The 12,435-nt window shown below is 64.3% G+C and carries 14 protein-coding genes; 9 read left to right on the forward strand and 5 right to left on the reverse strand.

What is annotated here, in order from left to right; all coding sequences use genetic code 11:
* Positions 1-7 precede the first annotated feature (7 nt).
* A complete protein-coding gene (locus tag AC6H0N_RS06250) occupies positions 8-1,492 on the reverse strand; it encodes a SulP family inorganic anion transporter (RefSeq protein WP_497573204.1) in 1,485 nt (494 codons plus the stop codon).
* A 268-nt stretch (positions 1,493-1,760) separates the two neighbouring features.
* On the opposite strand from AC6H0N_RS06250, the gene AC6H0N_RS06255 reads away from it, so the two are divergent.
* The 9 genes from AC6H0N_RS06255 (at position 1,761) to AC6H0N_RS06295 (ending at position 9,256) form a co-directional block, all read left to right on the forward strand.
* Complete coding sequence (locus AC6H0N_RS06255; protein WP_497573205.1) at positions 1,761-2,024, forward strand: hypothetical protein; 264 nt, start codon at positions 1,761-1,763, stop codon at positions 2,022-2,024.
* Between the two features lie 79 nt (positions 2,025-2,103).
* Positions 2,104-2,823: a polyamine aminopropyltransferase gene (locus tag AC6H0N_RS06260; protein ID WP_497573206.1), complete on the forward strand. Its 720-nt coding sequence runs from the start codon at positions 2,104-2,106 to the stop codon at positions 2,821-2,823.
* A gap of 90 nt (positions 2,824-2,913) precedes the next feature.
* Positions 2,914-3,765 (forward strand): urease accessory protein UreD, encoded by an 852-nt coding sequence (locus AC6H0N_RS06265; protein ID WP_497573207.1) that lies wholly within the window; start codon positions 2,914-2,916, stop codon positions 3,763-3,765.
* A 29-nt stretch (positions 3,766-3,794) separates the two neighbouring features.
* A complete protein-coding gene (locus tag AC6H0N_RS06270) occupies positions 3,795-4,097 on the forward strand; it encodes an urease subunit gamma (protein ID WP_497573208.1) in 303 nt (100 codons plus the stop codon).
* A gap of 13 nt (positions 4,098-4,110) precedes the next feature.
* Complete coding sequence (ureC, locus tag AC6H0N_RS06275; protein ID WP_497573209.1) at positions 4,111-6,219, forward strand: urease subunit alpha; 2,109 nt, start codon at positions 4,111-4,113, stop codon at positions 6,217-6,219.
* An 8-nt stretch (positions 6,220-6,227) separates the two neighbouring features.
* Positions 6,228-6,704 carry an urease accessory protein UreE gene (ureE, locus tag AC6H0N_RS06280; protein ID WP_497573210.1) on the forward strand — a complete coding sequence of 159 codons (477 nt, stop codon included), beginning with the start codon at positions 6,228-6,230 and terminating at the stop codon, positions 6,702-6,704.
* A 640-nt stretch (positions 6,705-7,344) separates the two neighbouring features.
* Positions 7,345-8,025 (forward strand): urease accessory protein UreF, encoded by a 681-nt coding sequence (locus AC6H0N_RS06285; protein WP_497573211.1) that lies wholly within the window; start codon positions 7,345-7,347, stop codon positions 8,023-8,025.
* Positions 8,022-8,651 (forward strand): urease accessory protein UreG, encoded by a 630-nt coding sequence (gene ureG / locus AC6H0N_RS06290; protein ID WP_497573212.1) that lies wholly within the window; start codon positions 8,022-8,024, stop codon positions 8,649-8,651. The genes AC6H0N_RS06285 and ureG overlap by 4 nt, the downstream gene beginning before the upstream one ends.
* Before the next feature lie 26 nt (positions 8,652-8,677).
* Positions 8,678-9,256, forward strand: a complete 579-nt coding sequence (locus tag AC6H0N_RS06295) for a HupE/UreJ family protein (RefSeq protein ID WP_497573213.1) — start codon at positions 8,678-8,680, stop codon at positions 9,254-9,256.
* 80 nt (positions 9,257-9,336) lie between these two features.
* Here AC6H0N_RS06295 and AC6H0N_RS06300 read toward each other — a convergent pair whose 3' ends face one another.
* The 4 genes from AC6H0N_RS06300 to AC6H0N_RS06315 all read right to left on the reverse strand — a co-directional run bounded on the left by AC6H0N_RS06300 (position 9,337) and on the right by AC6H0N_RS06315 (position 12,185).
* Positions 9,337-10,011 (reverse strand): DUF799 domain-containing protein, encoded by a 675-nt coding sequence (locus tag AC6H0N_RS06300; RefSeq protein WP_497573214.1) that lies wholly within the window; start codon positions 10,009-10,011, stop codon positions 9,337-9,339.
* 12 nt (positions 10,012-10,023) lie between these two features.
* Complete coding sequence (locus AC6H0N_RS06305) at positions 10,024-10,416, reverse strand: DUF4810 domain-containing protein (RefSeq protein ID WP_497573215.1); 393 nt, start codon at positions 10,414-10,416, stop codon at positions 10,024-10,026.
* Positions 10,413-11,105, reverse strand: coding sequence for a CsgG/HfaB family protein (locus tag AC6H0N_RS06310; protein ID WP_497573216.1), 693 nt, complete (start codon positions 11,103-11,105; stop codon positions 10,413-10,415). The genes AC6H0N_RS06305 and AC6H0N_RS06310 overlap by 4 nt, the downstream gene beginning before the upstream one ends.
* Before the next feature lie 555 nt (positions 11,106-11,660).
* Positions 11,661-12,185, reverse strand: a complete 525-nt coding sequence (locus tag AC6H0N_RS06315) for a hypothetical protein (protein WP_497573217.1) — start codon at positions 12,183-12,185, stop codon at positions 11,661-11,663.
* Between the last annotated feature and the right edge of the window lie 250 nt (positions 12,186-12,435).

A 12,435-nucleotide genomic window follows, 5' to 3' on the forward strand; every position in this document is an offset into this window, starting at 1 on the left:
CGTCTCCTCAGTGCCCGCTCGACATCCGCGCTTCGGCGTCGGACTTGTCGTGGATGGCGAAGCGGTCGATCAGCGTCTTGCTGGCTTCATCCAGACCGATGATTTCGACTTCCGTGCCGTCGCGGCGGAATTTCATGACCACGCGGTCGAGCGCGTCGATGGCGGTGATGTCCCAGAAGTGCGCGCGCGTCACGTCAATCCGCACGCGCTCGATGACTTCGCGGAAATCGAAGCTGGCGTTGAAGGTGCCGGCCGAGGCAAAGAATACCTCTCCGCTGACCTGGTAGTGGCGCACGCGGCCGTGGTCGTCGGTGCGCGAGCTCACGCGCAATACGCGGCCGACCTTGTGGGCGAAGAAGATGCCCGAGAGCAGCACGCCGACCAGCACGCCCTTGGCCAGATCGTGCGTGGCGACCACGACAACGACGGTGGCGACCATGACGATGCTGGAGCTGGGCGGGTGATCACGCAGATTGCGGATGGACGCCCAGTTGAAGGTGCCGATGGACACCATGATCATCACCGCCACCAGCGCGGCCATCGGGATCTGGCCGACAAGATCGCCGAGGAACACGACCATGAGCAGCAGCACCACGCCGGCGATCAGCGTGGAAAGCCGCCCGCGGCCGCCGGATTTCACGTTGATCACCGACTGGCCGATCATCGCGCAGCCGGCCATGCCGCCGATGAAGCCGGTGGCGATGTTGGCCGTGCCCTGGCCGATGCATTCGCGGCGCTTGTCGCTGGTGGTGTCGGTGAGGTCGTCGACGATGGTGGCGGTCATCATCGATTCGAGCAGGCCAACCACCATCAGCGTCATCGAGTACGGGAAGATGATGGCCAGCGTCTCGAAGTTGAGCGGGATGTCGGGGATCAGGAACATCGGCAGGCTGTCGGGCAGTTCGCCCATGTCGCCCACCGTGCGCACGTCCAGGTTCAGCCACATGGCAACCGCGGTGAGCACGACGATGGTCACCAGCGGCGACGGCACGATGCGCGTCACCAACGGCAGCAGATAGATGATGCCGAGGCCGGCGGCGGTCATGGCATACACCACCCACGTCACGTTAATCAGCTCGGGCAGTTGCGCCATGAAGATCAGGATGGCCAGCGCATTGACGAAGCCGGTGACCACCGAGCGCGACACGAAGCGCATCAGCAGGTCGAGCCGCAGCATGCCGGCGGCGATCTGCAGCACGCCGGTGAGCACCGTGGCGGCGAGCAGGTATTGCAGGCCGTGTTCCTTGACCAGCGTGACCATGAGCAGCGCCATGGCGCCGGTGGCGGCCGAGATCATGCCGGGGCGGCCACCCGTGAAGGCGATGACGACGGCCATCGAGAACGAGGCGTAGAGCCCGACCTTGGGGTCGACGCCGGCGATGATCGAGAACGCGATGGCCTCTGGAATCAGCGCCAGGGCGACGACGAGGCCGGCGAGCACGTCGCCGCGAACGTTGGAAAGCCAGTCTTTTCGGATGGTTTGCAGATACATGGTTCTTCGTCCGGAGGCCCGGCAAATGGGCAGGGGTCGAGCGCGAGCGGGCACGTGAAGCGCGCGCCGTCGCAGCGTGAAGCGGCAAGGCGGGGATATCTGCCGAACTATTTTGGCGTCGGCGGAAGTCAGGCGGGGGAACGTGTTACAACGGACTGCTCCGGCAGGAGGGTGTGCAGCGGAAGGGCAGCATGATAGTGCCTGCTGCGATGCAGCACAACGAAGTGCATAACCAGATTTATTGACGCGGGCAACCGCGGGAGCAGCGATGACCCACCATGCTCACCCGTTTCACGCACGCATTGATGACGAAGTAGCCTCCATCGATGCGTCCCTTGGCGGCGCCGTGCCGCAGGATCCGTCTACCGTCGAGCGCATCCAGTTGCGCCGCCGCAGACTGCTCGCTACCCGCGACCGCATCAACAGCGGCCGCTTCGGTACGTGTTGTGAATGCGGCGTGGCGCTCGAACCCGAGCGACTCGAACGCGACGTTACCGTGGTGTTCTGCGCCGACTGCCTGGCCGAGCGTTAAGACGCGGCAGCGGCGCGGCGTCGGACGCTCGCGGCGCTGCCAACCCCGTTTTCAGAGAGGCCGCCCGGCCCGCACAGACATGCACATCGATTTTGTCGAACTCGACTACCGCGAAACGCCCATCGGAGCGGTCAGCATCCGCCGCCGCAGCGAGGTGCGTCTGGGCGGCGTGACCGTGTACGAGATCAAGCTCAACGACGAATTCCTGATGTCGAGCCTGTTCACGGCCAGCGAGGAAGCGCTTGCGCGGCTTGGCCTGGCGCCGTTCGAGCGCGGGGAACTGGACGTGATAGTCGGTGGGCTCGGCCTGGGCTACACCGCCGCGACCGTGCTGGAGAACACGGCGGTGCAATCGCTCCACGTGGTCGATTGGCTGGCGCCGGTGATCGAGTGGCACGAGACCGGCATCTGCCCGCTCGGGCCGACGCTGACGGCCGATGCGCGCTGCCGCTTCGTGCATGGCGATTTCTTCCGGCTGGCGGTGGCCGATGACGGCTTTCTGGCCGAGCCGGGCCGGCGCTTCGACGCCATCCTGCTCGACATCGACCACACGCCGCAGCACGTGCTCAACGAATCGCATGCGGGCTTCTACACCGCCGAATCCCTGCGTGCGATGACGCGCCAGCTCAAGCCCGACGGCGTGTTCGCGCTGTGGTCGGACGACCCGCCGCACGCCGGTTTCGAGGCGCTGCTCGGCGAGGTTTTCGAATCGGTGGCGGCGCACGTTGTGCCGTTCCCGAACCCCTATACCGGCGGTGAATCATCCTGCACGGTTTACGTCGCTCGGCATCCGCGCTGAGCGACGACGCTCGTTCCCCTCCCGTTCGGACCCGCGCCATACGAAATCCTGCGTAGTGTGGTCCGGCGCGGCATTCGCTACAGTACGCGCATGAAACTCGACGACACCCCCGCCGCCGTGCGTGCCACGGGCTGGAAGGCGACACTTGCGCTCGATTTCGCCCGCCGTGGCGAGCGCACGGTGTTGGCCGGGAATCGTCACTTCGGACCGCTGCGCATCCAGAAACCCCTGTACCCGGAAGGCGACGCGGTGTGTCACGCCATCGTGCTGCACCCGCCGGCCGGCATCGTCGGCGGCGACTCGCTGGAGATCACTGCCCACGTCGGCGCGGGCGCACATGCGCTGCTGACCACGCCGGGCGCCGGCAAGTGGTATCGCAGCGGTGGCCGGCCGGCCACGATGTCGCAGAGCGTGCAGGTGGCGGCCGGTGGCGTTTGCGAATGGCTGCCGCAGGAATCCATTGTGTTCGATGGCGCCGAGGGCACGCTGACAACGCACATAGAGCTCGAAGCCGGCGCGCGCTTCATCGGCGCCGAGATGACGTGTTTTGGGCGCACCGGCTCGGGCGAGCGATTCACCCAAGGGCGCTTTGCAACACATACCCGCATTCAACTTGCTGGCAAGCCGCTGTGGCTCGAGCGCGGCTGTGTGGAGGGCGGCGGAGCGCTGCTTGATTCGCCGGTGGGGCTGGCCGGCCTGCCGGTGAGCGGCACCTTGTGGCTGATCGGCCCGGAAGTCGACGAGACCCTGCGGGACGCCCTGCGCGAGATTGCCTCCGAGGCGGGCGAGGGCGCCGTGACCTTGCTGCCGGGCGTGCTGGTGGCGCGCTGGCTGGGCCCGGCCTGTGAGCCGGGGCGTGAATGGTTTGCGCGCTTGTGGGCGCAGATGCGGCCGGTGCTGACCGGTCGGCCTGCCGCAACGCCGCGTATCTGGAACACCTGAACCGGGGCCTTGCCCCGTTGGAGAGCCGAATGGAACTGAGCCCCCGCGAGAAGGACAAGCTGCTGATCTTCACCGCCGGCCTCGTGGCCGAACGCCGACTGGCGCGTGGCGTGAAGCTGAACTACCCGGAGTCGGTGGCGCTGATCACCTGCGCCATCCTCGAAGGTGCGCGCGACGGCCGCACGGTGGCCGACCTGATGCACTTCGGCACCACCATCCTCACGCGCGAACAGGTCATGGAAGGCGTGGCGGAGATGATTCCGGAGATCCAGGTCGAGGCGACCTTCCCCGACGGGACCAAACTGGTCACTGTCCACAACCCGATTATTTAAGAGGGCGCGAGACATGATCCCCGGAGAAATGAAGACGCTGGACGGCGACATCGAGCTCAACGCCGGCCGCGAGACGATCACGCTCAAGGTCACCAACACCGGCGACCGCCCGGTGCAGGTGGGCTCGCACTACCACTTTGCAGAGACCAATGCCGCGCTGGATTTTGACCGCGCTGCGGCGAAGGGCTTTCGCCTGAACATCGCGGCCGGCACGGCGGTGCGCTTCGAGCCGGGTCAGTCGCGCACGGTCGAACTGGTCGCACTGGCCGGTGACCGCAAGGTGTTCGGCTTTGCCGGCGACGTGATGGGGCCGCTGGGTGCGGCCAATGCCTCGCCCGCGAAGACCTCCAGCGCCCGCATCTCGCGCCGTGCCTACGCCGAGATGTTCGGCCCCACCACCGGCGACCGCCTGCGCCTGGGCGATTCCGAGCTGTGGATCGAGGTGGAGAAGGATTTCACCATCTACGGCGACGAGGTGAAGTTCGGCGGCGGCAAGGTCATCCGCGACGGCATGGGCCAGAGCCAGCGCGTGTCGGCCGACGTGGCCGATACCGTCATCACCAATGCGCTGATCGTCGACCACTGGGGCATCGTCAAGGCCGACGTCGGCATCAAGGGCGGGCGTATTTCCGCCATCGGCAAGGCCGGCAACCCCGACATTCAGCCGAGCGTGACGATTGCCGTCGGCGCCGGCACCGAGGTGATCGCGGGCGAGGGCATGATCCTCACCGCCGGCGGCATCGACAGCCACATCCACTGGATCTGCCCGCAGCAGATCGAAGAGGCGCTGATGAGCGGCGTCACCACCATGCTCGGCGGCGGCACGGGTCCTGCCACCGGCACGCTGGCCACCACCTGCACGCCGGGGCCGTGGCACATCCACCGCATGCTGGAAGCGGCCGAAGCCTTTCCGATGAACCTCGGCTTCTTCGGCAAGGGCAACGCCAGCCTGCCCGAGCCGCTGCGCGAGCAGGTCGAGGCCGGCGTCATCGGCCTGAAGCTGCACGAAGACTGGGGCACCACGCCGGCCGCCATCGACAACTGCCTGTCGGTGGCCGAGGAATACGATATTCAGGTGGCCATCCACTCGGACACGCTGAACGAATCGGGCTTTGTCGAGACGACGATTGCCGCCTTCAAAGGCCGCACTATCCATACCTTCCACACCGAAGGGGCGGGCGGCGGCCACGCGCCGGACATCATCAAAGCGGTGAGCCTGCCCAACGTGCTGCCGTCGTCCACCAACCCGACGCGGCCCTACACCGTGAATACCATCGACGAGCATCTGGACATGCTGATGGTGTGCCACCACCTTGATCCGTCGATTGCCGAGGACGTGGCCTTTGCGGAATCGCGCATCCGCCGCGAAACCATCGCCGCCGAAGACATCCTGCACGACACCGGCGTGTTCTCGATGATGTCGTCCGACTCGCAAGCCATGGGCCGCGTCGGCGAGGTCGTCACCCGCACCTGGCAGACCGCGCACAAGATGAAGGTGCAGCGCGGGTGGTTGGCGCCTGTGCCGGCCCCCCTCACCCCCAACCCCTCTCCCCAAGGGGGCGAGGGGAGCGAAGTGTCGCCTGCGGTGCAGGCGAAAGAAGGGAACGACAACTTCCGCGTCAAACGCTACATCGCCAAATACACCATCAACCCCGCCATTACGCACGGCATCGCGCATACCGTGGGTTCCATCGAGGTCGGCAAGCTGGCCGATCTGGTGCTGTGGCGCCCGGCCTTCTTCGGCACCAAGCCGAGCGTCATCCTCAAGGGCGGCATGATCGCCGCGGCCGCCATGGGCGACCCGAATGCGTCCATCCCCACGCCGCAGCCGGTGCACTACCGCCCGATGTTCGGCAGCTTCGGCAAGGCGCTGAAGACCTCGGTCACCTTTGTTTCGCAGGCCGCGCTGAACAATCCGGCAATCGCTGCGCTGGGTTTGCAGAAGCCGCTGGTGGCGGCCGGCGGCTGTCGCAACGTGAAGAAGAGCGACATGATCCACAACGGCGCCACGCCGGCGATCGACGTCGACCCCGAAACCTACGTGGTGCGCGCCGACGGTGAGTTGCTCACCTGCGAGCCGGCCGAGGTGCTGCCGATGGCGCAGCGTTACTACCTGTTCTGAGAATGTCGATGCTGCTACTCGAATCCCTCTACGACGGCCCCGAGCCCGCCACCGAAAAGCTGGAGCTCGACTTCGGCTACCGCACCAAGAGCCGCCTGCGCGCCAAGCTCGCCAACGGCGAGGACGTCGGCCTGTTCCTTGAGCGCGGCACCGTGCTGCGAGGCGGTCAGAAGCTGCGCGCCAAGGACGGTCGCATCGTCGAAGTCGTGTCCGCACCCGAAGACCTGCTCGAAGCGCGCTGCGACGGCGCTTTCGCTTTGGCCCGCGCCGCCTACCACCTTGGCAACCGCCACGTCGCAGTACAGATTGGGGACGGCTGGCTGCGCATCCAGGCCGATCACGTGCTCGAAGGCATGTTGGTTGGCCTCGGCGCCGAGGTGCAGGCTGTGTCGGCGCCGTTCGAGCCGGAGGCCGGCGCCTATGCGCATGGGCATCAGCATCCCGGTGATGGCAGCGGGGCGCGCATCCACATGATGAGTGCGTGATGGGGCACGCCTGCCCGCCTACTCCGAGCGCAGGGCGCAATAAGCGCAGCGCATTGCGCCGCATTGGTTTGTGCGGGCGGAGTCGGTCATTCATGCCTCGACCGGCCGGGATTTCGCCCCGGCGGGCGACTTCCTTTCTTGGTGCACGCCAAGAAAGGAAGCAAAGAAGCGTGCCCTCCTCGCCGGCCCTTCGGGCTCCCTTCGCTGCGAGCACTCCCGGCGGCCGGCCTTGCGAACTCGCTGTCGCTCAAACAGCAAGGCCGGAAGGCCCCGCCGTGAGCGCTCTTCGCTCAGCGGCTCACAAGGGGTTGGTACACAAGACGTGCCCACCGCGCCCCGCTCTTTACAGCCTTGGTGGTTCACCTGGTGCCAACTCCCCTCTGGCTCGCCGAGTGCAGGGTGGTTTCGCCGGGGAAGTCCGGTCCTGCTGTCTGAGCGAAGCGAGTTCAGGACCGGCCGGTGAAACCGCCCGGAGCGAGGGAAGCCCCAAGGGCCGAGACGGCGGGGTGCACTTCTTTGCCTACTTTCTTGTTGCATCACAAGAAAGTAGGTCGCTCGCCGGGGCGAGTCCCGGCCAACGAACGCTGATCGAGAGCCACCACGCGTTCAGCGGGGAGCGCGAATACAAGGAGCTCATCTGATGCTCCCCCTCATCCGCCTCCTCCAACTCACCAGCCCGACCCTGCCGGTCGGCGCCTACACCTACTCCCAGGGGTTGGAGTGGGCCACCGAGAACGGCACCGTGAAGAACGAAGCCGGTGCGGCGCAATGGATCGGCGATGCGCTTGCGCATAACCTCGCGTGCTTCGAAGCGCCGCTCGCCGCCGCGTTGATGCAGGCGTGGCGCGACGGTGACGATGCGCGCGTCGCCGAACTCAACGCCGACTTCAACGCCAGCCGCGAAACCATGGAGTTGCGCGCCGAGACCGTGCAGATGGGGTACTCGCTGGTGCGCCTGCTCGGCGATCTCGACGCCTTCGCGGCCTTGCCGGGCTGGCGCGAACGACTGCTGGCGGTGGACGAGCCGGCATTTCCGACGGCTTGGACGGCGGCCGCGGCGGCGTGGGATATCGATTGCGGGCAGGCCATTGCCGCCTATCTGTGGGCGTGGCTGGAAAATCAGGTAATGGCGGCGGTAAAGGCCGTGCCGCTGGGCCAGAGCGCAGGCCAACGGCTGCTCGCGACGCTCGGCGAGACCATTCCCGAACTCGCGCAACGGGCGGTCACGCTGCCCGAACCGCAATGGAGCAACTTCAACCCCGGCCTCGCGCTTGCGAGCAGCCGGCATGAAACGCAATACACGAGGCTGTTCAGATCATGACTACACCCACCCAGGCACTGCGCATTGGCATTGGCGGCCCGGTCGGCTCCGGCAAGACCGCGCTCACGCTGGCGCTGTGCCGCGCGCTGCGCGACAAGTACAACATTGCCGTCGTCACCAACGACATCTACACCGCCGAGGACGCGCAGTTTCTGGTGCGCAACGAGGCACTGGCAGCCGACCGCATCATCGGCGTCGAGACCGGCGGCTGCCCACACACCGCGATCCGCGAAGATGCCTCCATCAACCTCGAAGCGGTGGATCGGCTCAACCGCCGCTTTCCGGGGCTTGAGATCATCTTTGTCGAGTCCGGCGGCGATAACCTGGCGGCGACCTTCTCGCCCGAGCTGTCGGACCTGACGCTCTACGTCATCGACGTCTCGGCCGGCGACAAGATCCCGCGCAAGGGCGGCCCCGGCATCACCAAGAGCGATCTGCTGGTGATCAACAAGATCGACCTCGCGCCGCTGGTCGGCGCCTCGTTGGAAGTGATGGACCGCGACTCGAAAAAGATGCGTGGCGAACGCCCCTTCATCTTCTCCAACCAGAAAACCGGCCAGGGCCTGGCCGAGATCATCGACTTCATCGAACGCCAGGGCCTGCTCGTCGCGCCCGAGCCTGTCTGACCGAATCCATCATGAGGAACCCGACCATGAAACGACTCTTCTCCGCCCTGCCGCTGGCACTCTTCGCCGGTGCCGCGCTTGCCCACCCCGGCCACGGCGGCCATGAATCCGCCAGCTTCTTCTCCGGTTTCGGTCACCCGGTTGGCGGTGCGGATCACCTGCTGGCCATGCTGGCTGTCGGCCTGCTTGCCGCGCGCCAGGTCGGCCGGGCACGCTGGGCGTTGCCGGTGGCTTTCGTGCTCGCCATGCTGGCGGGCGCAGGTCTGGGCGCACTCGGCGTGGCGCTGCCCGCCGTTGAAGCCGGCATCGCGCTGTCAGTGCTGGTGCTGGGCCTGCTCATCGCGCTGGTCGTGAAGCTGCCGCTTGCGGCAGCCGTGCCGATGGTCGCTGTGTTCGCACTCTTCCACGGCCACGCGCACTTCACCGAGATGGGCCACGGATCGGTATGGCTGTACGCCGCCGGCTTTGCGCTGGCCACCGCGGTGCTGCATGCAGCGGGCTACGTGCTGGCCCGCTGCATGCCCGAAACGCCTGCCGCCATGTGGAGCAAGCGCGTTCTCGGCGGCCTGATCGCCGCCGCCGGAGCGTTCTTCCTCGCCGCCTGATCGGCTCTGAACGCACAAGGCCTCGGCGATGTTCTGCCGAGGCCTTGTGCGTTGAACCAGTGATGCGGCGATTTGCCCGCTTACGGCCGCGCGTTCCCGTCGCTGAGGTACTTGGGGGATCTCGGTCCGTAAAGCAGGCCGTTGGGCATGCCCGCGGCGAGCAGCCGGCCGCTCATTACGCCGGCAATCGGGTGGGCCTGGTTGGTCGAGCTTTCGATAATCTGGCTGACCAGCGCTGTCACCAGTATCCCGAGTAGTCCGCCGCTGGAGTTGCGCCCCTCGGCGCTCGAGGCCGTCGAGGTGCCTGACCAGATCACGCTCCCCGAGCGTAGGTCGACGAGGCGCGCCGTGGCGGTGACGCGGCTCTCGCTCGCAATGACGGCGTAGGTTGTTCCGTACTGCTGCACCGTGATGTACAGCGCGGCGTCGGCGCCGAAGATCTCACGCAGCTTGGCGGGAGGTACTTCGTGAATCTCGCCCGCATTGGCCAACCCGTTCTGCCGGAACGTTTCATTCACCAGCGTGACCGGAAAGACGTAGTAGCCGGATTCAGCGAGCGGATAGGTGACTTGGGACAGCACGCTGTTGGTCGCCTTGACATCTGGTGAGCTGTTGAGCGGCGGCAACACCAGAATAGAAGTCGGGCGGCTCTGCTTGAAGGCCGTGTAGTCATAAGGACGCTGGGTGGCGCAGCCCGTCGCAAGCAGCGCGACCGCGACAAGCATGAATGCGCGCGAGACAGCAAAACGGGTCATTGAATGGCGCATTTAATTGACACTTCCGTTCTTGGACTTCATCAGAAAATCGATGAAGGCGGTGCTCTCAGGGTAATGCTGCTTTTCAGCATCGAAATAGCCCAGCATCTTGTCGCCGTCGCCCTTCTCGCCATAGAGAATGCCCAGGTGCGCAAAGTACCCCGGCGGCAGTTGCTTGCCCTTTGCCTGAGCTTTCTCGAGCCCCGCTTCGAGTCTGGCAATCTGCTCGTCCGGGCCTTTCTCCCCGGTCAAATGCCCATACACCTGCGGCTGGTAGTCGCCCCAGTAATACAGCTGCTCGTTCGTCGCGCATGCCCCAAGGGACAGCGCGCCGGCGATGACGAGCATTCGTGTGGCGAAGGAGAGTGACGGCGCGCGCACGCTGAGCTTTGCTGCGGCGGTCATTTACGCCCCGGCTGCCATGCGCCCGACTGGATGCCCGACACCAGTCCATCCACCGCTTGGCGAATGGCGAGGTCAAGCACCTTGCCGTTCAGCGTCGAGTCGTAGCTCGCGGTGCCGCCGAAGCCGAGTACTTCGCGGTTGTCCAGGCTGTACTCACCGGCGCCCTGGGACGAGAACATCACTTCAGAGGTGCCGACGTTGACCACCTGCAGGCTCACCTTGGCGTAGGCAACCTGCGACTTCCCGCGGCCGAGAATTCCGAACAACTGGTGGTCTCCGACTTCCTTGCGGCCGAACTCGGTCACATCGCCAGTGATGACGTAGGTGGCGCCCTTCAGTTGCTGCGAGGCACCTGAGAGGGCAGCTTCCTGTCGGATTTCGGACATGTTGTCGCGGTCGAGCACGTTGAAACGCCCGGTCTGATGCAGATGCGTCATCAGGATCGTCTTCGCTTGGCTCCCCAGCCGATCAACCCCGTCCGAAAAGACGCCGCGCATGAAGTTGGAGCGGTTGTCGAACTTGCCGACCGAAATCAGGCTGCGCTCTCCCGTGTACGGCGTGGCTGCTGCAGCAACCTTCGGTACCTCTAAGGTCCGGTGGCTCTCGGTGGCGCAACCGTACAGCTGCAGTGATGCAGCCAACAACATCAGGGCTGCGGCCTTCTTGCCGAATGCGGCGGTGGTGATCATTCGATTGACCTCGTAACCCAATGGGTGTGGTTGGCAGAACACGGAGGGCTGTGGCGATGCATCCTTGCACGCTATGGCCGGGACCCCGGCGCCCGAAGACGCGCTCTGGTGGCGGGCGAATATAGCAAGCGCCGTCCGACACGTCTAGAACATCGTCATCTTTTGTAAGCCGTGTGTGGCATTTGCGAGAAGCTTCTAATAGCCCCCCGTTTTTTCTGGGGGCGGTGTGATCTGACGAGACGTCGCGCGTGCGCTTGATCCACCATCATTCCAATATGAGACATCAGGGTCGAGACATCAGGGTCAGGTCTATATTTATATCGTTAATTTCGCACCCATTTCACGACGAACTGCCTCGGCCAAGGTAGTGAAATGCACACCGAAGAAATCACCAATCTGTTGGTGGCTATAACCGCCGGTCGAGTAAGCGGCGACCATGGCCGCACTAACGATATGGCGCGGTGCGACTTTTCCGGGGTATAAAATCTAGACCTGACCCTGATTCGGACCCTGATTCGGATTCGCTGAGATGTAATTTGAACTGACTGGGCCTATTCACATCCGGCACTCCGGTGGGGGCTTATTGAATGTTCTGTTTGGATCGTCGCATGTTTCAGTTTTAAAGGAGTGGCTTCGGCAATACTCTTGATTGATTTTGATCTTGCAGTACCAGCTGTTTATACGACGCTCCACGCTACGTTCTGGAGGCGAAGTCTCGGCTTGGCAGGCGGGAAGATGTCGGTGTCGGTCCCATAAGCAATACTCCAAAGTTGTTTTAGTTCCTGATGCGATGAATCCAGACTCTTCCATGCAACGATCCACCAAAAAGAAATGGTTTCGTAATTCGTTGGTGCCTTTTAATCCCAGAGCTTTTTCATAGATGTATGTGTCTCTGACGGTAGAGGGTTCACCGCATTCCAGCAGGGCTTTTTTAACCTCTACTTCCGTAGTTCCGGGCTTGACCCACAGCTCGTATGTGGGCGGGGCAGGCTGAGCAGCAATCCCGAATGGGCCATGAGTAATGCCGCACCCTGTGAGAGTCATTGAAACTAAACTCGTTGCCAAGAATTGGAGCTTCATTACGGAACTCCTTCAAGTTACTTCAGTTGGTTTGCGCGAATGTCAGTTGTTACCAGAATGCGAATCGGAGAATGCGAATCGGGGTCAGTGCGAATCGGGGTCAGGTCTATCTTTTATACCGTTCATTTCGCGGTCTTTTCACGACGAACTGCCTTGGCCACGGTAGTGAAGTGCACACCGAAGAAATCCCCAATCTGTTGGTAGCTATAACCGCCGGTCGAGTAGGCAGCGACCATAGCCGCATTTCTAT

The sequence above is a fragment of the Pseudazoarcus sp. NS34 genome (assembly GCF_059703725.1).

What these genes read in the sequence shown, in the direction of transcription:
- AC6H0N_RS06285 (WP_497573211.1), top strand. Translation starts at nt 7,345, where the DNA reads ATGCTCCCCCTCATCCGCCTCCTCCAACTCACCAGCCCGACCCTGCCG.
- AC6H0N_RS06295 (WP_497573213.1), top strand. Translation starts at nt 8,678, where the DNA reads ATGAAACGACTCTTCTCCGCCCTGCCGCTGGCACTCTTCGCCGGTGCC.
- AC6H0N_RS06310 (WP_497573216.1), bottom strand. Translation starts at nt 11,105, where the DNA reads ATGATCACCACCGCCGCATTCGGCAAGAAGGCCGCAGCCCTGATGTTG.
- AC6H0N_RS06265 (WP_497573207.1), top strand. Translation starts at nt 2,914, where the DNA reads ATGAAACTCGACGACACCCCCGCCGCCGTGCGTGCCACGGGCTGGAAG.
- AC6H0N_RS06255 (WP_497573205.1), top strand. Translation starts at nt 1,761, where the DNA reads ATGACCCACCATGCTCACCCGTTTCACGCACGCATTGATGACGAAGTA.
- ureE (WP_497573210.1), top strand. Translation starts at nt 6,228, where the DNA reads ATGCTGCTACTCGAATCCCTCTACGACGGCCCCGAGCCCGCCACCGAA.
- AC6H0N_RS06315 (WP_497573217.1), bottom strand. Translation starts at nt 12,185, where the DNA reads ATGAAGCTCCAATTCTTGGCAACGAGTTTAGTTTCAATGACTCTCACA.
- AC6H0N_RS06305 (WP_497573215.1), bottom strand. Translation starts at nt 10,416, where the DNA reads ATGACCGCCGCAGCAAAGCTCAGCGTGCGCGCGCCGTCACTCTCCTTC.
- AC6H0N_RS06250 (WP_497573204.1), bottom strand. Translation starts at nt 1,492, where the DNA reads ATGTATCTGCAAACCATCCGAAAAGACTGGCTTTCCAACGTTCGCGGC.
- AC6H0N_RS06300 (WP_497573214.1), bottom strand. Translation starts at nt 10,011, where the DNA reads ATGACCCGTTTTGCTGTCTCGCGCGCATTCATGCTTGTCGCGGTCGCG.
- ureG (WP_497573212.1), top strand. Translation starts at nt 8,022, where the DNA reads ATGACTACACCCACCCAGGCACTGCGCATTGGCATTGGCGGCCCGGTC.
- ureC (WP_497573209.1), top strand. Translation starts at nt 4,111, where the DNA reads ATGATCCCCGGAGAAATGAAGACGCTGGACGGCGACATCGAGCTCAAC.
- AC6H0N_RS06260 (WP_497573206.1), top strand. Translation starts at nt 2,104, where the DNA reads ATGCACATCGATTTTGTCGAACTCGACTACCGCGAAACGCCCATCGGA.
- AC6H0N_RS06270 (WP_497573208.1), top strand. Translation starts at nt 3,795, where the DNA reads ATGGAACTGAGCCCCCGCGAGAAGGACAAGCTGCTGATCTTCACCGCC.